A 20163-nucleotide genomic window follows, 5' to 3' on the forward strand; every position below is an offset into this window, starting at 1 on the left:
GCTCGGCCCCGACCCCGCCAACCTGCCCCTCGCGGCCCTGTGCCTGCTGCCCCTCGGGCCGGCCCTGTCCGCCGCGCTCTACGCCCTCCACCACCGCAGCCGCGACCTCACCGAGCTGCACCCGGCCCGGGACTGCCTGCGCGGCTGGCGGCTCAACGCCGTACCGGCACTGAAGCTGTGGACGCCCCTGCTGGTGTGGCTGACGGTCATCGCCTTCACCCTCACGCACTTCTCCGCCACCGGCCTGCCCGGCTGGTGGGCGCTGCTGCTCGCGGTGATCGGCACCGGCTCACTCCTCTGGGGCGCGCACGCCCTCGTCCTCACGTCCCTGTTCGCCTTCCGCGCCAGGGACACCGCCCGCCTCGCCGCGTACTTCCTGTTCCGGCACGGCCGCGCCACCCTCGCCGCCGCCTCCCTGCTGGTCCTGACGGCCGCCTCGGCGACCGTGCTGACCGAGGCCCTGCCCGCCGTGCTGGCCGCCCCGCTGCTGCTGTCCCTGCTGCACGGCAGCCGCCCGGTGATCGACGAGACGCGGAAGGACTTCACCGCATGACGCACAAGATCCGCTACGGCGGCGACTACAACCCCGAACAGTGGCCGCGGGAGGTCTGGGACGAGGACCACCGCCTGTTCACCCGGGCCGGCGTCGACACCCTCACCGTCGGCGTCTTCACCTGGTCCCTCACCCAGCCGGCTCCGGAGACCTACGACTTCACGACCCTGGACCGCGTCCTGGACCGGGCCGCCGCCGAGGGACGCCGGGTGTGCCTCGCCACCGGCACCGCCGCCGTCCCGCCCTGGCTCGCGAAGCGGCACCCCGAGGTCAACCGCACCGACTTCGAGGGCCGCCGACACCGCTACGGCCAGCGCCACAACTTCTGCCCCAGCTCACCGGCGTACCGCGAACGCGCCACCGCGGTGGCCTCCCGTCTCGCCGAACGCTACGCGCACCACCCGGCCCTGCTCGCCTGGCACATCAACAACGAGTACGGCGGCGCCTGTTACTGCGATCTGTGCGCCGGGGCGTTCCGGGAATGGCTCCGGGACCGGCACGGCACCCTCGACGCCCTCAACGACGCCTGGTGCACCACCTTCTGGTCCCACCGCTACACCGCCTGGGACCAGATAGAACCGCCGAACGCCCTCACCGAGCACTGGCGCGGTCCCGACCACACCGCCTTTCAGGGCATCACCCTGGACTACCTCCGCTTCACCACCGACGCCCTCCTCGGCTGCTTCCTGGCCGAGAAGGAGGTGATCCGCGCCCACGACCCCGACACCCCGGTCACCACCAACTTCATGGGCCTTTTTCGCCCCCTCGACTACCACCGCTGGGCGCCCCACCTCGACTTCGCGTCCTGGGACAACTACCCGCCCCTGGACGCCCCGCCGACCCGGCCCGCCCTCGCCCACGACCTGATGCGGGGCCTGAAGGACGGCGCCCCGTTCTGGCTGATGGAGCAGACCCCGTCGACGACGGCCTGCCGTGACGTCAACCCGCTGCGGCGGCCCGGCGAACTCCGCCTCGCCACCTTCCAGGCGATCGCCCACGGCGCGGACGCCGCCCTCTACTTCCAGATGCGCGCCTCACGAGGTTCCTGCGAGAAGTACCACGGGGCCGTGATCGGTCACGCCGGCCGCGACGACACCCGCGTTTTCCGCGAAGTCGCCTCCGTGGGACGGGAACTGGAGGCCCTGGGGGACCGGACGCTCGGCGCCCGCACCCCCGCCCGCACCGCTCTCCTCTTCGACTGGGACAGCTGGTGGGCCCTGGAGATCTCCGACGGCCCGTCCCGGCTGGTGACGTACCCGGACGTGGTCCACGCCTACTACCGGGCCGCCCGGGAGGCGGGCGCCGACGTGGACGTGATCCCGCAGAGCGCCGACCTCACGCCCTACGACGTGGTCCTCGCCCCCGTCCTGCACATGGTCAAGGGCGACCTCGCCCCGCGCCTCGAAGCCGTGGCCGCCCGCGGCGGCACGGTCCTGACCACGTTCCTCTCCGGCCGCGTCGACGAGCACGACCGCGCCTTCCTCACCGACGTGCCCGGCCCGCTCGCGCCCCTCATGGGCATCCGCGTCGACGAATGGGACGCCCGCCCGCCGGAGTTCACCCAGACCGTCCCCGAGCTCGGGGCGCAGGCCGGGCTCGTCTTCGAGATCGTGCTCCCGCGCGGCGCCGAACCGGTCGCCACCTACGGCACCGACTTCTACGCGGGCACCCCCGCCGTCACCCGCCACCCCTTCGGCGACGGCGAGGCCTGGTACGTCGCCACCGCCCTCGACCAGCCGGGCGTCGACCACGTCGTCCGCCGGATCCTGACCCGCCACGACCTGCTCGGCCCCTACGCCGGCCACCCCGCGGTGGAGACCGCCACCCGGGTCGCCCCCGACGGCACCCGTCTGCTCTTCCTCCTCAACCACGCCCCCGAACCGGCCCACCTGACAGCGCTCGACACGGCCACCGACCTGCTCACCGGCAAGCGGGTGGACGAGGGCGAACCCCTGGTCCTCGACCCGCTGGGCGTGGCGATCCTTCAGTGGATCCGCCGCCCCTGCCCGTCCGGCACCCCGGACTTGCGGAAGAAGTAGCTGTTGACCTGGTCGCGCCACTCGCGGGCACTGCGGAGCTGCTCCTCGTAGCGCTCCGTCACCCGGGCATGGCGCGCCGGATCCACCAGCCCGGCCAGCGAGGCCCACACCGCCCGGGCCTGCTCGACCTCCTCGACACCCTCGAAGTGCGTGTCGTAGATGTGCTGGATCACCGTCTTGCCGCCGTGCAGGGTGTGCCCGTACGGCACGTGGTGGAAGAACAGCAGCAGCTCGTCGGGGCAGGTGTCCGGAGACTCGTACAGCTCGGCCCACGGCTCGCCGTACTGCCCTGCGTAGCCCGTACCGCTCTTCACGCTGCGGTCGACGCCGATCCCGTCCCGGTCGGCGAAGTGGTAGGTCCCCCAAGGGCTGTACTCGTAGCCGTCCACACTCGGCCCGTAGTGGTGCCCCGGCTGCACCATGAAGCCCACGCCGAGGGGAGCGGTGTACTTCTCGTACGTCCGCCACGAGCCGTCGAGCACGGCGTGCAGCCCGTCGGCCAGCCGTGCGGGGGCGTCCGGGAAGCTGAGCCCGATCCACTCGTCGAGCACCGCGCCCGGCTCGGCGTCCGGCTGCCAGGCCAGCCGCCCGAAGGTGTACAGGTTGGCCTGCGCCAGCGGATGCCCCGTCCAGAACGGGTCGTCACCGGCGTTCGACACGGCGACGAGCCCGCCCCGCGCCAACTCGCCCACAGCCGTGCCCTGTTCGTGCCGGAACCGCAGCACCCCACTCCACATCGGCCCCAGCCAGCACACATGCCGCTGCTGCCCGGTGTACTCCTGGGTGACCTGCAGCTCCACCGCCAGCCGGGTCCGCGGCATCGCACCGATCAGCGGCGAGACCGGCTCACGCACCTGGAAGTCCATCGGACCGTGCTTCACCTGAAGCACGGCGTTGCCGGCGAACTCCCCGTCCAGCGGCAGGAAATGGTCGTACGCGGCCCGGGCCCGGTCCGTCGTGCGGTCCCGCCAGTCCTGGCGGTGGTCGTAGACGAACGCCCGCCAGTGCACCGTGCCGCCGAACGGCTCCAGCGCCGCCGCCAGCAGGTTCGCGCCCTCGGCGTGACTGCGGCCGTACGCGAACGGCCCCGGCTGCCCCTCCGAGTCGGCCTTCACCACGTACCCGCCGAAGTCGGGTATCGCCTCGTACACCCGCCGCGTCGCCTCGGCCCACCAGCCGCGCACCGCCCCGTCCAGCGGATCGGCCGTGGGCAGCCCGCCGAGCGTGATCGGGGACGCGAACGAGACCGACAGATGGGTGCGGACGCCGTAGGGGCGCAACGCCCCGGCGATCTCGGCCACTTCACCGATGCGGTCGGTCAGCAGACGTGCCTCGGTCGCGTGCACGTTGACGTTGTTCACGGACAGCGCGTTGATCCCGCACGCCGCGAGCACCCTGCCGTACGCCCGCACCCGCTCGAGGTCGCCCCGCGCCCTGCCGTCCTCCCAGAACAGCGAGCCGCCCGCGTACCCGCGCTCCACCTGGCCCATGACCGGGTGCACGGCCACGTTGTCCCAGTGGTCGAGCATGCGCAGGGCGAGTGCGGGACGGTGTGTCTCCTTCGCCCGCTCGCCGGAGAACGCCGCCTCCCCGAGACGTACGACATGGAACAGTCCGTACAGCAGTCCGCGTCCGCCGGAGGCGGTGACGGTCGTCGTGCCGCCCTCCCGGCCGACCGTGTAGTCCTCGTCACCGAGGTCATGAACGCCGAGGTCGAGGACCAGGTCGTACGCGCCGTCCGGCACGCCGTCCCGCACGACCCGGCCCCCGAACCGCCGGCAGGCCTCGGCCACCTCCCCGTGCACCGTCTCCACCAGCGGACCCGATCCCAGGATCAGCGTCCGCCGGCCGCCGACCGCCCCGAACGCGGCGGGCGGCAGCCAGGCCGGATCGACACCTTCGGGCAGGACGGGCACGGGAAGCGACATCGGACCCCCAACTCGGCTGCTCAGGAGAGCAGTTCGACCTCCGCCAGGGTGGCCTCGGCGTCGAGGACCAGGCGGTACCTCTCGTACGTACCCGGCGACCTCACGGAGAACGCGCGGGTCTGCCGGTCCCAGGCGAAGGACTCCCCGGAACGCCGGTCCAGCGTCTGCCAGGTCGAGCCGTCGGTGGAGCCCTGGAGCGTCCAGCCGTCCGGTGCCTTCGCCCGGTCCGCCGACGACGTCAGCGTGTACTGGACCGCCTCGGCGCCCTCGTGGACCGGCAGGTCCACGGACGTCACCGCCGCGTCCGTCGCCGAGGTGTCGTCGAACAGGGCGCCGTCACCCTTCAGCACGTCCCCGCGCGGTGCCGGCACCTCGTCGCCCCGGGTGATCGACACGGGCGCCGCGTGCCGGCCCGTGCCCCAGGACGACGGCCGCGAGCCCATGTCGAACTCCAGGACACCGCCCCCGGCGACCAGCGAGTGGGGCAGCGAGGTCTTCGTCCAGGCCCGGCCGTTCACCTTCAGCCCCTGCACGTAGACGTTCTCCGCGCTGTTGCGGGGCGCCTTCACCACCAGCTCGCGCCCGTTCTCCAGATGCACGGTCGCCTTGGTGAACAGGGGCGAGCCGATGGCGTACTCGCCGCTGCCCATCACCAGCGGGTAGAAGCCGAGCGCGGAGAACAGGTACCAGGCCGACTGCTCGCCGTTGTCCTCGTCGCCGTGGTAGCCCTGCCCGATCCCGCTGCCGGTGTACAGCCGGGACAGCACCTCGCGGACCTTCTCCTGCGCCTTCCACGGCTGCCCGGCCGCGTCGTACATGTAGATCGCGTGGTGGGCGACCTGGTTGGAATGCCCGTACATGCCCATCCGGACGTCCCGTGCCTCGGTCATCTCGTGGATGACACCGCCGTAGGAGCCGACGAACTCGGGGGAGGCGGTTTCCGGGGTGGAGAAGTAGTCGTCGAGCTTGTCCGCAAGGCCCTTCCGGCCGCCGTACAGGTTCGCCAGACCCCGACTGTCCTGCGGAGCGGTGAACGCATACCCGTAACCGTTTGTCTCGGTGTAGTCGTGACCCCAGACGCGCGGGTCGTACTTCGAGGACTCGACCCGCCAGTCGCCCTTCGCGTTCCGGCCCTGGAAGAACCCGGCCTTCGCGTCGAAGAGGTTCACGTAATCCCGGGCGCGGTCCAGGAAGTACTCCGACTCCTCCTTGTAGCGCCGCTCGCCGGTCTCCTCGTAGAGCTTTCGGCCCATGCGGGAGATCCCGTAGTCGTTGAGGTAGCCCTCCAGCGCCCAGGACAGGCCCTCGTGGGTCTCGGTGCTCGTGTAGCCGAGGAAGGGGGAGGTGGCCATGCCCTTGCGGCCGACGCCCGGGTTCGACGGTACGACCGTGGCGTTCTTCACCGCCGCCTCGTACGCCGCCTCCGCGTCGAAGTCGACCCCCTTGACGTACGCGTCCGCGAACGCCACGTCCGAGGAGGTGCCCGTCATGAGGTCCGCGTAGCCGGGGGAGGACCAGCGGGAGGTCCAGCCGCCGTCCTTGTACTGCTGCACGAACCCGTCGACCAGCTCGCCCGCCCGGGACGGGGTCAGCAACGAGTACGCCGGCCAGGTCGTCCGGTAGGTGTCCCAGAAGCCGTTGTTGATGTACACCTTGCCGTCGACGATCTTCGCGCCGGTGTGCGTCGGGGTGTCCGGGTTCGGCATGGGGGAGAAGGGCGAGGCGTACCGATACTCGCCACCCACCTTCTCGAAACCGGAGTTCGGGTACAGGTACAGCCGGTACAGGCTGGAGTACAGCGTCGTCAGCCGGTCGGGTGTCGCGCCCTCGACCTCGACCTTGCCGAGCAGCCGGTCCCACTGCCGCTGGGCGCTCTTCTTCACGGCCTCGAAGGACCTGCCCTCCGGGATCTCCTGGCGCAGGTTGTCCTTGGCCTGGTCGAGGCTGATCAGTGAGGTCGCCAGCCGCAGGGTGACGGTCCGGTCGTCGGCCTTGAAGCGCAGGTGGCCCTTCACACCGGAGGACGAGCCCTCACTCACCGGCTTGTCGAACTCGCCGTGGACGAACAGCCGGGTCGCGCCCGTGGACAGCCCGGACTTCACGTCCGAGTAGCCGGTGACGACGCCGTTCTCCTTGTCGAGGGTGAGCCCCGCCTGGTCCGTCACGTTGTCGAAGAGGACGCTCGCGTCGTCGCCTGGGTAGGTGAAGCGCAGCGCCGCCGCGTGGTCCGTCGGCGCCATCTCGGCCTTCAGCCCGTTCTCGAACCGCACCCCGTAGTAGTACGGCCGCGCCGTCTCGTTCTCGTGTGTGAAGGCCAGCTCCCGTGCCTCCCGCCCGTACTCCGGGGTCCCGGTGGCCACGGACGGCATCACCTGGAACGTCTGCCGGTCACCCATCCAGGGACTTGGCTCATGACTCGCGCTGAACGCCTGGATCGTCGGCAGGTTGTCGGAATTGTTGGCTCGCGCGTAGTCGTACAGCCAGCTCAGCGAGCCCGCGTTGGTCACCGGCGTCCAGAAGTTGAAGCCGTGCGGCACCGCCGTCGCCGGGAGGTTGTTGCCCCGGGAGAACCCGCCGCTGGAGTTCGTCCCCCGCGTGGTCACCGCGTAGTCCGACAGGTGCGCCTTCGGCCGCTCGGGCGCGACGGACTCGATGCTCACGTCGTCCAGCCAGCCCCGGAACCTCGCCGGGCCTTTCGCGGAGTCGTACGCCACCAGGATCCGGTCCACGGTCTTCCCGGCCGCTACCGACCCGATCCGCGAGGCCACGTCGTTCCACTGGTTGACGTAAAGGATCTTCGCCGCGCCCTGCCCCCGCGGGGTGAGCGGGAAGCCGTGCTGGTCGGTGGCGCGCAGGTCGCTCAGGTGGGTGCCGTCGGTGAAGGCGAGGTCGACGGAGACGTTCGTCGCGTCGTAGTCGTGGTCGCCGTCCGCCATCGACGGGAAGACACGGTAGGCCAGCCGCGTGTCGCGGCCGACGGCCACGTTCACGTCGAAGATCTTGTTGTACGAGTACGCCCGCCCCACGGCGGTGTGCCGGCCGGCGTAACGCAGGGCCCGCTTTCCGGTGAACCCGGCACCCGCCTTGGCGGTGGGGGAGCCGCTCGGGCCGCGGTCGACCAGGGAGAGCATGTCCTGCGGGACGGGCCCGTCGGTGCCGCCCGTTGAGAGCTGCAGGTCGGCGAGCTGGAGGATGCCGCCACCGTTGTTCCCGGTGACCTCGAGCCGGAAGTGCCGGTACTCACCGGGTTCGGCGAGGTCGTACGTCTTCGTCCGGAACCGCTCGGAGAAGGACTCACCGGAGCGGGTGTCGAGCGTCTTCCACTCCTTGCCGTCGGCGGAGCCCTTCAGAGCCCAGTCCTTCGGGTCGCGCTCGTCGTGGTCGTTGGCCGACGTCAGTGCGTAACGCACCAGTTTGACCGGCTTGTCCAGGTCGAACTCGACCCAGCCGGAGGGCTCGAAGACCAGCCACTTGGTGCTGGGTTCGCCGTCGACGAGGTTCTCCTTCACCTCGCCGCCGCCCGCGTTCTCGGCACTGGCCCGGACGTCGGTGACGCGATCGGTCACGTTGCCCGGTATGCCGCTGCTGTAGCCGCCGTCGACGCCCGAGGCCCGCTTGCCGCCGTCGGGACCGGTGTCGACGGTGTTCGACCAGTCCGGAACAGGGTCGTCCGCCTCGAACGAGGACGCGAACCCCCGATCGGGTTTCCCGGGGGCCTGCGGCAGTGCGACCGCAACACCCTGTGAACTCAGGGCCAAAGCGAAGGCGGTCGCCGACACGACCGCCGAACCCCATCTGTGCCGAGCTTTCCGCTGCATCAACGGGTACCCTCCCTGCGCAGTGGACAACGTTGTCACCATCGGTGCGCAAGGACCAGTAGTCGCCCAAGTGGCGGGGAGTGTCAAGGGTGTTGCCTGTGGCATTCGGGCGCGGTGACCGGGATATTTCCGGCGGAGCACCCGCAGGCCGCTCATACTTCCGCGAGGTCTCAACTCGGATAAGACCCATGGCCAACCCTGTGTTCGATGTTGATCCGCTGGCGGGAAGTGGACTATACCTGTCGCACGCTTCACCCGATCCACACATCACCACCCGCACGTTCCTGCACGCCCCAGCTTGACCCGATCGCGGTGCCGGGAAGGATCCGGTTCACCGCCTGAGTCCTGGAGAAGGCGAGGACTTGAGCATGGGATCCACTTCCGCCGAGAACCACGGCACCGAGGGTGTCGGCCGCCGTGATCTGATCAAGAGGTCCGCCGCACTCGGGCTGATCTCCGTCCCCACCATGGGCTTCCTGTCCGCCTGCGCGAGCAGCGGCGGCGACGACAGCGGTGACAAGGCCAAGGCCGGCAAGAAGACCGCGCAGAACCCGCTCGCCGTCAACGACACGGCCGGTATGGAATTCGTCCTGTTCGACGGCGGTTTCGGCAAGGAATACGCCGAGGACGCCGTGAAGATCTACGAGAAGAACTTCCCCAAGGCCTCGGTGAAGTTCTCCGCGACCCAGAAGATCCAGTCCACCCTCCAGCCCCGCTTCAACCAGGGCACCCCGCCGGACCTCATCGACAACTCCGGCGCCGAGCAGATGGACATGGGCGTCCTGGTCGGCAAGAACCAGCTCACCGACCTCACCCCGCTGCTGGACGCGCCCTCCTACGACGACCCGAACAAGAAGGTCCGCGACACGCTGCGCCCCGGCATCGTGGAGATGGGCCAGTTCGACGGCGAGAAGGTCTGGATCCTGTACTACGCCTACACGGTGTACGGCGTCTGGTACTCGCAGAAGGCCCTGGACTCGCTCGACGAGCAGTACCCCGAGACCTGGGACCAGATGCTCGCGGTCTGCGCGAAGGCCAAGAAGAAGGGCATGGCGGGCTGGACGTATGCGGGCAAATACCCGTACTACATCCCCTTCTCGCTCTACCCGATGATCGGGAAGGTCGGCGGCCGCGAGGTCCTCGACGCGATCGACAACCTGGAGCCGAACGCCTGGAAGCACCCGGCCGTCAAGGCCTGCTTCGAGGCGTACTACGAGCTCTACAAGAAGGGTTACGTCCTCAAGGGCACCCCGGGCCTGGACCACATCCAGTCGCAGACCGCCTGGGCCGAGGGCAAGGCGCTGTTCATCCCGAACGGCTCCTGGGTGGAGAACGAGTCGGCGAACGTCATCCCGAAGGACTTCGACCTGGCCGTTTCCGCGCCCACCGGCATCGACTCCTCCGACAAGATGCCCTTCGGCACGATCTGGGCCTCCGGGGGCGAGCCCTTCATCGTCCCGGCCAAGGCGAAGAACGCCGCCGGCGGCATGGAGCAGCTGCGCATCATGCTCAGCGAGGCGTCCTCGAAGAACTTCACCGGCAAGGTGAAGTCGCTGACCGCGTACAACGGCGGCACCGACGGCATCGCTCTCACTCCCGGTCTGAAATCCGGTGTCGCGGCCCTGGACAAGGCCGGCGAGAACGTGGTGAATCCCCGTATGCAGGACTGGTATGTGCAGTTGCAGAAGGAGAAGATCGGCGTCTCCGGCCTGGGCGAGATGATGGCCGGCCGTCTGACCCCGGCCGAGGCCATCAAGAAGATCCAGGGCTTCGCCGACGAGACCGCCAAGGACAACTCCATCAAGCACTACAAGCACCAGTAACGGCACCGGAAACCCAAATTCCGCACACGGCACCGGAGTGGCGATGCAGCACGGCAAGTACCGGTTCATCGTGGGCTTCCTCGCGTTGCCCCTGGGACTGTACGCGCTCTTCGTGGTCTGGCCGTTCATCCAGTCCATCTATTACTCGTTCACGGACTGGACCGGCCTGAGCCCCGAATTCAAGATGGTCGGTTTCGACAACTACAGCCGCATGCTCGACGACGACATCTTCTGGAAGTCGTTGCAGCACAGCCTGCTGTTCGCCCTCCTGCTGCCGGTGGTGACGATCGGCCTCGCGCTGTTCTTCGCCTTCATGATCAACGTGGGCGGCAGAAAGAGAAAGAACGGCCCGGTGATCACCGGTGTCCGCGGCTCCTCCTTCTACAAGATCGTCTACTTCTTCCCGCAAGTCCTCTCGATCGCCATCGTCGCGCTGCTGTTCGCGTTCGCGTACAACCCGGACAGCGGAGCGCTCAACTCGCTCCTGCGCGGCATCGGCCTGGACGACGTCCAGCCCCTCTGGCTGGGCGATCCCGACCTGGCCCTCTGGGCGGTGATGGCGGTCCTCGTCTGGTCGACGGTCGGCTTCTTCGTCGTCCTCTTCTCCGCGGGCATGGCCTCCATCCCGGCGGAGATGTACGAGGCCGCGCTCCTGGACGGCGCGAACCGCGTCACCACGTTCTTCCGGGTCACCCTGCCCCTGCTCTGGGACACGGTGCAGTCCGGCTGGGTCTACATGGGCATCCTCGCCCTGGGCGCCGAGTCGTTCGCGGTCGTGCAGATCATGACGACCGGGCCGGGCGGTCCCGACTACTCGACCACCGTCATGGTCCTGTACGTGTACCAGAAGGCGTTCCGTGACGGGCAGGCCGCCTACGCCACCACCATCGGTGTCGCCCTGCTCGTCGTCACGCTGGCCTTCGCCGCCGTGGTGATGCGGCTGGGCCGTCGCGAGCGGCTGGAGTTCTGACCCATGAAGACGACCGCAACCCCCGCGCCGCTCCCGGCCGAGTCCGGGGCCCCGATCACCAAGACGGACATCAAGCCGCCCCCTCCCCTGAAGGAGAAGAAGGAGGGCACGGCCCTCAACGTCTTCTCCCACGGCGTCCTGGTCATCTGGGCGTTCATGGTGGTCATGCCGCTGCTCTGGGCGGTCATGACGTCCTTCAAGGACGACCGCTCGATCTTCAGCTCACCCTGGTCGCTCCCGGACTCCCTGCACTTCGACAACTGGTCGCGGGCGTGGACCCAGGCCAACATGAGCGACTACTTCCTCAACACGGTCCTCGTCGTGGGCGGTTCACTCATCGGCACGCTGGTCCTCGGCTCCATGGCGGCCTACGTCCTGGCCCGCTTCGACTTCCCGGGCAACCGCTTCATCTACTTCCTGTTCATCGGCGGCATGAGCTTCCCGATCATGCTCGCACTGGTCCCGCTGTTCTACGTCGTGAACAACATGGGCCTGCTGAACACCATCCACGGCCTGATCCTGGTCTACATCGCCTACTCGCTGCCGTTCACGGTGTTCTTCCTCACGGCGTTCTTCCGCACCCTGCCCACGTCGATCGCCGAAGCGGCCTTCGTTGACGGCGCGTCCCACAGCCGCACGTTCTTCCAGATCATGCTCCCCATGGCCAAGCCGGGCCTGATCAGCGTCGGCATCTTCAACTTCCTGGGCCAGTGGAACCAGTACATGCTCCCCACGGTCCTCAACACCGACCCCGACAAACGCGTCCTCACCCAGGGCCTGGTCCAGCTGGCGGTGAGCCAGGGCTACAAGGGCGACTGGTCGGGCCTGTTCGCGGGCCTGGTGATGGCGATGCTGCCGGTGCTGGCGGCGTACATCATCTTCCAGCGGCAGGTGGTGCAGGGGCTTACGGCGGGGGCGTTGAAGTAACCCAGCTGGTCAGGGCTGAGGCCGGGTGGGTCCGCAGCCCGGCGGAGCGGGGTGCCGCTGCGCCCACCCGTGCCGCCCTCAGCGGCACGCATGCCCGCAGCTAGGCGCAGCCGCCGGACGACGCAAGGGGCCGTGTCGGGGGGTGTCCGCCCGCAGCGGTTGTCGCGTCAACGAAGAGTCAGTCGGCGTGCAAGCCCATCGCGACGTTCCGAGGACGGACACCCCCCGGCGCGGCCCCGACCCACCACCCGGCGCCACGCGAAGACGCGCACCCCACCGAACCCGCACAGGCGCCGCAGGCAGAAAGCGCGTACCCCCACATAGCGCTCCGCGACGGCCCGCGCACACCCCGGAATCAGTTCAACCTCTTGACGGGAGGCGACCCGAACGGCTCAGCTTAGAGTTCACTAGTTGGACATAGACGGGGTCTCATCGATGCGGCCCCGCGCGCAGGAGGTCGTCGTGGAGACTCCGGGGTCGCAGTCATCGCTGCACCGAGCCAACCTGGAGCGAGTCGTACGAGCCGTGCGCCTCGCCGGCTCCCTCACCCAGGCCGAGATCGCGCGGACGACAGGCCTGTCCGCGGCGACGGTCTCCAACATCGTCCGGGAGTTGAAGGACGGCGGCACCGTCGAGGTCACACCGACGTCCGCCGGCGGCCGCAGGGCCCGCAGCGTCTCGCTCAGCGGCGACGCCGGCATCGTCATCGGCGTCGACTTCGGCCACACCCACCTCCGCGTCGCCATCGGCAACCTCGCCCACCAGGTCCTGGCGGAGGAATCCGAGCCCCTCGACGTCGACGCCTCGTCCACCCAGGGCTTCGACCGCGCGGAACAACTGGTCACCCGCCTGATCGAAGCCACAGGCGTCGACCGCACCAAGATCGCCGGCGTCGGCCTCGGCGTCCCCGGCCCCATCGACGTCGAGTCCGGCACCCTCGGCTCGACCGCCATCCTCCCCGGCTGGACCGGCACCAAGCCCGCCGAGGAGCTCCGCGGCCGCCTCGGCGTCCCCGTGCACGTGGACAACGACGCCAACCTCGGCGCCCTCGGCGAGATGGTCTGGGGCAGCGGCCGGGGCGTCCGCGACCTGGCCTACATCAAGGTCGCCAGCGGCGTCGGCGCCGGCCTGGTGATCAGCGGCAAGATCTACCGCGGCCCCGGCGGCACCGCAGGAGAAATCGGGCATATTACACTCGACGAGTCCGGCCCCGTCTGCCGTTGCGGCAACCGCGGCTGCCTGGAGACCTTCGCGGCCGCGCGCTACGTGCTCCCGCTCCTCCAGTCCAGTCACGGCACCGATCTGACCATGGAGGGCGTCGTACGGCTGGCGCGGGACGGAGACCCGGGCTGCCGTCGGGTGATCGCCGACGTCGGCCGCCACATCGGCAGTGGAGTGGCCAATCTCTGCAACCTGCTGAACCCGAGCCGGGTGGTCCTCGGCGGTGATCTCGCCGAGGCCGGTGAGCTGGTACTCGGGCCGATCCGGGAGTCCGTCGGCCGCTACGCGATCCCCAGTGCGGCACGCCAGTTGTCCGTTCTCCCCGGTGCCCTCGGCGGCCGTGCGGAGGTGCTCGGAGCGCTCGCTCTCGCCCTCAGCGAGATGGGTGATTCGACCCTTCTGGACGGAACTGCTCCCGGCGCACTGCGGGCAGCCACCCCTGCCTTCACTTAGAGAACGGATGGCACCGTTGCCATCTCGTTAAGGATTTACTTCTTGACGTCGCACGTGTGGCCGAGTTGACTTCCAGCCACCTCGGTCGCAATGTCGCGGCCTCGTCAGGGAGGTTTCTGAAGTGAACACGCGTATGCGCCGCGCCGCTGTTGCTATTGCCGCCGGTGCGATGGCCGTTTCGCTTGCTGCCTGTGGCAGCGCCAAGGAGTCGGGCGACAACGCCGACTCCACCGGGTCCGCCAAGAAGGGCGACGACATCAAGGTCGGCCTGCTCCTTCCGGAGAACGCGACCGCCCGTTACGAGAAGTTCGACCGGCCGCTCATCCAGAAGAAGGTCAAGGAACTCACCAACGGCAAGGGCGAGGTCGTCTACGCCAACGCCAAGCAGGACGCCAGCACGCAGAACCAGCAGGTCGACGCGATGGTGTCGAACAAGGTCGACGTGCTGATCGTGGACGCCGTGGACTCCAAGGCCATCGCCGGCTCGGTGAAGAAGGCCAAGGACGCGGGCATCCCCGTCGTCGCCTACGACCGCCTGGCCGAGGGCCCGATCGACGCCTACACCTCGTTCGACAACGTCACCGTCGGCAAGACCCAGGGCGAGGCCCTGCTGAAGGCCCTCGGCGACAAGGCCAAGGACGGCCAGATCGTCATGATGAACGGGTCCTCCACCGACCCGAACGCCGCCCAGTTCAAGCAGGGCGCGCACTCCGTGCTCGACGGCAAGGTGAAGGTCGGCCGCGAGTACGACACCAAGGAGTGGAAGCCGGAGAACGCCAACTCCAACATGGAAGGCGCCATCTCCGCCCTCGGCAAGGACAAGATCGTCGGCGTCTACTCCGCCAACGACGGCATGGCGGGCGGCATCATCACCGCCCTGAAGGCCGCCGGCATCGCCGACATCCCGGTCACCGGCCAGGACGCCGAACTCGCCGGTGTGCAGCGCATCGTCACCGGTGAGCAGTACATGAGCGTCTACAAGCCCTACCCGCAGGAGGCGGACGTCGCGGCCGAGATGGCCGTCGCCCTCGCCCAGGGCAAGTCGCTCGACTCGATCGCCAAGGACAAGGTCGACAGCCCCACCACCAAGGCCGTCCCCTCCGTCCTCGTCCCGGTCGTCTCGCTGACGAAGGACAACATCAACGACACCGTCATCAAGGACGGCATCTACACCGTGAACGAGATCTGCGCGGGCAAGTACAAGGCCGCCTGCGACAAGATCGGCCTCAATTAGGCAACCGCCAAGTCCCCTGAGGGCACGGGAGTCCGGTCCGGACTCCCGTGACTCCGTGCGGGGACCGGTTCGCCCCCAGAGTTCCTCCGGTGCCCCGCCACATCAGCCCCGCAAGCTATGCGGGGCGCCGGAGTGATCACTCCTCCCACACTTCTGCACAACCTCCCGCCGGGTCAGGCGGCGAAGGAGATGGTTCACGTGTCCGCTACGCCCGTGCTGGCGTTGCGCGGGGTCTCCAAGCGGTTCGGTGCCGTTCAGGCGCTCACCGACGTAGAGCTTGAGGTCCACGCCGGTGAAGTGGTCGCCCTGGTCGGCGACAACGGAGCCGGAAAGTCCACGCTGGTCAAGACGATCGCCGGCGTGCACCCCATCGATGAGGGCGTCATCGAATGGGACGGCAGGTCCGTCCAGATCAACAAGCCGCACGACGCCCAGAACCTGGGCATCGCGACCGTCTACCAGGACCTCGCGCTCTGCGACAACATCGACGTCGTCGGCAACCTCTACCTGGGCCGGGAGATCCGCAAGCGCGGTGTCCTGGACGAGGTCGAGATGGAGCGCCGCTCCCGCGAACTGCTCGACACGCTGTCGATCCGCATCCCCAGCGTGCGCATCCCGATCGCCTCGCTCTCCGGCGGTCAGCGCCAGACCGTGGCCATCGCCCGATCCATGCTCGGCGAGCCCAAGCTGGTCATCCTCGACGAGCCCACCGCCGCCCTCGGCGTCGAGCAGACCGCGCAGGTCCTCGACCTGGTCGAGCGGCTGCGCGAGCGCGGCCACGCCGTCATCCTCATCAGCCACAACATGGCCGATGTGAAGGCCGTCGCGGACAAGGTCGCCGTGCTGCGCCTCGGGCGCAACAACGGCGTCTTCGAGGTCAAGTCGACCTCGCAGGAAGAGATCATCTCCGCCATCACCGGCGCCACCGACAACGCCGTGACCCGCCGTGCGGCGCGCACGAACGGGGAGGTTTCCAAGTGAGCATCGACAAGACCTCCGCGGCTCCGGAAGAACACGTCGTGGAGAACCCCGAGGCGGCCAAGGCCGCCGTCACGGTCGTCGACCCCCGGCTGCTGGTGCGCGAGCAGGGCCTCAAGGGCTACGTCACCGAGTTCAAGCGAAAGATGAAGTCCGGTGACCTGGGCTCCATCCCGGTCGTCATCGGCCTGGCGATCATCTGGCTCATCTTCACGAGCCTGAACTCCAACTTCCTCACCGCGGGCAACCTGTCCGACATGTCCGTCGCCATGGTCGGCACGGGCATGATCGCCGTCGGTATCGTGTTCGTGCTGCTGCTCGGCGAGATCGACCTGTCGGTCGGCTCGGTCTCCGGTGTCGCGGGCGCGAGTTTCGCGGTGTTGAACGTCACCAACGGCATGAACGAGTGGCTCGCCTTCGTGCTGGCCATCCTCACCGGCACGGTCGCCGGCGTGCTGCACGGCTTCTTCTTCGCGAAGATCGGCGTCCCCGCGTTCGCCGTCACCCTGGCCGGTCTGCTGTTCTGGAACGGCCTCATGCTCCAGATCCTCGGCGACAACGGCACGATCAACCTCGACCCGGACGGGGTCGTGGCCCAGCTGACCAGCTACTACTTCTCCGACGTGGCCGCCGCGTACGCTCTGGCCGCGGTGGTGACCGCCGGGTTCTTCCTCAGCTCCTTCTTCGGCAACCGGCGCCGCGAGGCCGCGGGCGTGCCGTCCCGGCCGCTGAGCGAGACCATCGTGCGGACCGTGCTGCTGGCGGTGCTCGCCTTCGCCGTCGCCATCGTCTTCAACCAGTACAAGGGCCTGCCGCTCGCCGTGGTGATCTTCATCGTGGTGCTGCTGGTCACGGACTTCGTGCTGCGCCGCACGTCGTACGGCCGGAAGGTGTTCGCGCTCGGCGGCAGCGTCGAGGCGTCCCGCCGGGCCGGTATCAACGTGGAGAAGGTCCGGATCTCGGTGTTCGCGATCTCCGGCACCTTCGCCGCGGTCGGCGGCCTGTTCATCGCGTCCAAGATCGCCGCGGCCAACCAGGGCGCCGGCGGTGGTGACCTGCTGATGAACGCGATCGCCGCGGCGGTCATCGGCGGCACGTCGCTGTTCGGTGGCCGTGGCCGCACCTGGAACGCGCTGCTCGGTGTCCTGGTGATCGTGTCCATCCAGTACGGCCTCGCCCTGGAGGGCATCGCCTCCCCGGTGCAGTACATGATCACCGGTGGTGTGCTGTTGGCCACGGTCGTGATCGACGCCGTCACCCGCAAGACGCAGAAGACCGCCGGGCGCGCGTAGCGCCCGAGAACCCGCCTGTGCCCGGTACCTCCCAGGTACCGGGCACAGTTGTGTCGTAGAGGTGGCGCACCATGGGTAGAGCCGAACGCGTGACGTACGACGCACAGCCTCGGCGCCGCCCGCAAAGGCGGAACATTAGACTCGACAAGCCCGGCAACAGCTCTACTGCAAGGAGGCACGGGTGCCGCTGCTGACCCGTATCAGGGGACCGCGCGATCTGGACCGGCTCAACCTGGAGGAGCTGAACCAGCTGGCGGAGGAGATCCGGAGCTTCCTCGTCGAAGCGGTCTCCAAGACCGGCGGTCACCTCGGCCCCAACCTCGGCGTGGTGGAGCTCACCATCGCCCTGCACCGGGTCTTCGACTCGCCCAAGGACAAGGTGCTCTGGGACACCGGCCACCAGTCCTACGTCCACAAACTGCTCACCGGCCGCCAGGACTTCTCGAAGCTGAAGATGAAGGGCGGCCTGTCCGGCTACCCCTCGCAGGCCGAGTCCGAGCACGACGTCATCGAGAACTCGCACGCCTCGACCGTCCTCGGCTGGGCCGACGGCATCGCCAAGGCCAACCAGATCATGGAGCGTGACGACCACGTCGTGGCCGTGATCGGTGACGGCGCCCTGACCGGCGGCATGGCCTGGGAGGCGCTGAACAACATCGCCGACGCCAAGGACCGGCCGCTCGTCATCGTCGTCAACGACAACGAGCGCTCCTACGCGCCGACCATCGGCGGTCTCGCCAACCACCTGGCGACCCTGCGCACCACCGACGGCTACGAGCGTTTCCTCGCCCGCACCAAGGAGGTCCTGGAGCGCACGCCCGTCGTCGGACGGCCGCTCTACGACACCCTGCACGGCGCCAAGAAGGGGCTGAAGGACTTCATCGCCCCGCAGGGCATGTTCGAGGACCTCGGCCTGAAGTACGTCGGCCCGATCGACGGACACGACCTGGAGGCCCTGGAGTCCGCGCTCGCCAAGGCCAAGCGGTTCGGCGGGCCGGTCATCGTGCACTGCCTCACCGAGAAGGGCCGCGGCTACCAGCCGGCCCTCCAGGACGAGGCTGACCGCTTCCACGCCGTCGGCAAGATCCACCCCGACACGGGCCTGCCGATCGCCAGCTCCGGCGCCGACTGGACGTCCGTCTTCGGCGAGGAGATGGTCAAGCTCGGCGAGGAGCGCGAGGACATCGTCGCCATCACGGCCGCGATGCTCCAGCCGGTCGGCCTCGACAAGTTCGCCAAGCGCTTCCCCAAGCGGGTCTACGACGTCGGCATCGCCGAGCAGCACGGCGCCGTCTCCGCGGCCGGCCTGGCCACGGGCGGCGTGCACCCGGTGTTCGCCGTGTACGCCACCTTCCTCAACCGCGCCTTCGACCAGGTGCTGATGGACGTGGCCCTGCACAAGTGCGGCGTCACCTTCGTGCTCGACCGGGCCGGGGTCACCGGCACCGACGGGGCCTCCCACAACGGCATGTGGGACATGTCGATCCTCCAGGTCGTCCCCGGACTGCGGCTGGCCGCGCCGCGCGACGCCGACCAGGTGCGCGCCCAGCTGCGTGAGGCCGTCGCCGTCGACGACGCGCCGACCGTGGTCCGCTTCTCCAAGGGTGCCGTCGGCCCCGCCGTGCCCGCGGTGCGCCGCGTCGGCGGCATGGACGTCCTGCGCGAGCCCGGCACCGACCGGCCGGACGTGCTGCTGGTCTCCGTCGGGGCCCTCGCGCCGATGTGCCTGGAGATCGCCGGCCTGCTCGACAAGCAGGGCATCTCCACGACCGTCGTCGACCCGCGCTGGGTCAAGCCCGTCGACGAGGCCATGGCCCCGCTCGCCGAGCAGCACCGCGTGGTCGTGACCGTCGAGGACAACAGCCGCGTCGGCGGTGTCGGCTCGACGATCGCGCAGGCCCTGCGTGACGCGGGGGTCGACGTGCCGCTGCGGGACTTCGGCATCCCGCCGCGCTTCCTCGACCACGCCTCCCGGGCCGAGGTCCTCGCCGAGATCGGGCTCACCGCGCCCGACATCGCCCGGCAGGTGACCGGGCTGGTCGCCAAGCTGGACGGGCGCTTCGAGCGCAGTGCGGCGGACGCCGTGGACGCCGCGCGCGACTGACGCGGCCGAGACGGGCGACGCGGCCGACGCGGCCGACGCGGCCGACGCGGCCGAACGGGTTCGAGATGGGCCGGTTTCCCACCGTGAGGGTGGTGGAACCGGCCCATTGGCGTGAATTGGCCCGTGCCGGGGCATACGGATGGTGCCACCTCTCGATCATGTCGAGGACGACAAGCGTGGGAGGTACCCCGTGAGCAGTACCCTCTTCCGGACGAAGAAGGTCGAGCAGTCCATCCTCGACACCGAGGAGCCAGAACACGCGCTCAAGAAGTCCTTGTCCGCGGTGGATCTGACCGTCTTCGGCGTCGGTGTGATCATCGGTACCGGCATCTTCGTTCTCACCGGCACGGTCGCCAAGGACAACGCCGGGCCCGCGACGGCTCTGGCGTTCGTGGCGGCGGGCGTCGCGTGTGCCCTGGCCGCCCTCTGTTATGCCGAGTTCGCGTCCACGGTCCCGGTCGCCGGGTCCGCCTACACGTTCTCTTACGCCTCCCTCGGTGAACTGCCCGCCTGGATCATCGGCTGGGACCTCGTCCTGGAGTTCGCCCTCGGTACGGCGGTGGTGGCCGTCGGCTGGTCCGGCTACATCCAGTCGCTCATGGACAACGCGGGCTGGACGATGCCCGCGGGCCTGGGCAGCCGGGAGGGCGCCGACGCCTTCGGCTTCGACATCCTCGCCGCCGCGCTCGTCCTCGTCCTGACCGGCATCCTCGTGCTCGGCATGAAACTGTCGGCACGGATCACGTCGCTGGTCGTCGCCATCAAGGTGACGGTCGTCCTGGTCGTGATCATCGCGGGCGCGTTCCTCGTCAAGGGTGCCAAC

The 20163-nt window shown here is 69.1% G+C and carries 13 protein-coding genes; 11 read left to right on the forward strand and 2 right to left on the reverse strand.

Features of this window, described 5'->3' with window-relative positions; all coding sequences use genetic code 11:
* Nucleotides 1–553, forward strand: a 553-nt coding sequence (locus tag ABT116_RS26605; RefSeq protein WP_351638631.1) for a hypothetical protein, incomplete at its 5' end; no start/stop codon positions are given.
* Nucleotides 550–2592, forward strand: coding sequence for a beta-galactosidase (locus ABT116_RS26610; RefSeq protein WP_351638634.1), 2043 nt, complete (start codon nucleotides 550–552; stop codon nucleotides 2590–2592). The genes ABT116_RS26605 and ABT116_RS26610, both read left to right, overlap by 4 nt.
* Here ABT116_RS26610 and ABT116_RS26615 read toward each other — a convergent pair.
* On the reverse strand, nucleotides 2538–4520 hold the full coding sequence (locus ABT116_RS26615) for an alpha-glucuronidase (RefSeq protein ID WP_351638639.1): 1983 nt from the start codon (nucleotides 4518–4520) through the stop codon (nucleotides 2538–2540). The two genes, ABT116_RS26610 and ABT116_RS26615, sit on opposite strands and share 55 nt — an antisense overlap.
* A 20-nt stretch (nucleotides 4521–4540) precedes the next feature.
* Complete coding sequence (locus ABT116_RS26620) at nucleotides 4541–8338, reverse strand: GH92 family glycosyl hydrolase (protein ID WP_351638642.1); 3798 nt, start codon at nucleotides 8336–8338, stop codon at nucleotides 4541–4543.
* 368 nt (nucleotides 8339–8706) lie between these two features.
* On the opposite strand from ABT116_RS26620, the gene ngcE reads away from it, so the two are divergent.
* From ngcE to ABT116_RS26665, 9 genes are all read left to right on the forward strand, one after another.
* Complete coding sequence (gene ngcE / locus ABT116_RS26625) at nucleotides 8707–10161, forward strand: N-acetylglucosamine/diacetylchitobiose ABC transporter substrate-binding protein (protein ID WP_351638645.1); 1455 nt, start codon at nucleotides 8707–8709, stop codon at nucleotides 10159–10161.
* Between the two features lie 43 nt (nucleotides 10162–10204).
* Nucleotides 10205–11131: a carbohydrate ABC transporter permease gene (locus ABT116_RS26630; protein ID WP_351638649.1), complete on the forward strand. Its 927-nt coding sequence runs from the start codon at nucleotides 10205–10207 to the stop codon at nucleotides 11129–11131.
* A gap of 3 nt (nucleotides 11132–11134) precedes the next feature.
* On the forward strand, nucleotides 11135–12058 hold the full coding sequence (locus tag ABT116_RS26635; protein WP_351638654.1) for a carbohydrate ABC transporter permease: 924 nt from the start codon (nucleotides 11135–11137) through the stop codon (nucleotides 12056–12058).
* Between the two features lie 462 nt (nucleotides 12059–12520).
* Nucleotides 12521–13732, forward strand: coding sequence for an ROK family transcriptional regulator (locus ABT116_RS26640; protein ID WP_351638660.1), 1212 nt, complete (start codon nucleotides 12521–12523; stop codon nucleotides 13730–13732).
* A gap of 133 nt (nucleotides 13733–13865) precedes the next feature.
* Nucleotides 13866–14966 carry an ABC transporter substrate-binding protein gene (locus tag ABT116_RS26645; protein ID WP_351638685.1) on the forward strand — a complete coding sequence of 367 codons (1101 nt, stop codon included), beginning with the start codon at nucleotides 13866–13868 and terminating at the stop codon, nucleotides 14964–14966.
* A gap of 189 nt (nucleotides 14967–15155) precedes the next feature.
* Nucleotides 15156–15947, forward strand: coding sequence for an ATP-binding cassette domain-containing protein (locus ABT116_RS26650; RefSeq protein WP_010033972.1), 792 nt, complete (start codon nucleotides 15156–15158; stop codon nucleotides 15945–15947).
* On the forward strand, nucleotides 15944–17236 hold the full coding sequence (locus ABT116_RS26655; protein ID WP_351638670.1) for a sugar ABC transporter permease: 1293 nt from the start codon (nucleotides 15944–15946) through the stop codon (nucleotides 17234–17236). Before ABT116_RS26650 ends, ABT116_RS26655 begins: the two co-directional genes overlap by 4 nt.
* A 181-nt stretch (nucleotides 17237–17417) precedes the next feature.
* Nucleotides 17418–19340, forward strand: coding sequence for a 1-deoxy-D-xylulose-5-phosphate synthase (dxs, locus tag ABT116_RS26660; protein ID WP_351638676.1), 1923 nt, complete (start codon nucleotides 17418–17420; stop codon nucleotides 19338–19340).
* A 190-nt stretch (nucleotides 19341–19530) separates the two neighbouring features.
* Nucleotides 19531–20163: amino acid permease (locus ABT116_RS26665; protein WP_351638680.1), on the forward strand; the 633-nt coding region annotated here is incomplete at its 3' end.

Origin of the sequence: Streptomyces sp. NPDC002130, assembly GCF_040296465.1 — a bacterium.
Taxonomy (GTDB): domain Bacteria; phylum Actinomycetota; class Actinomycetes; order Streptomycetales; family Streptomycetaceae; genus Streptomyces.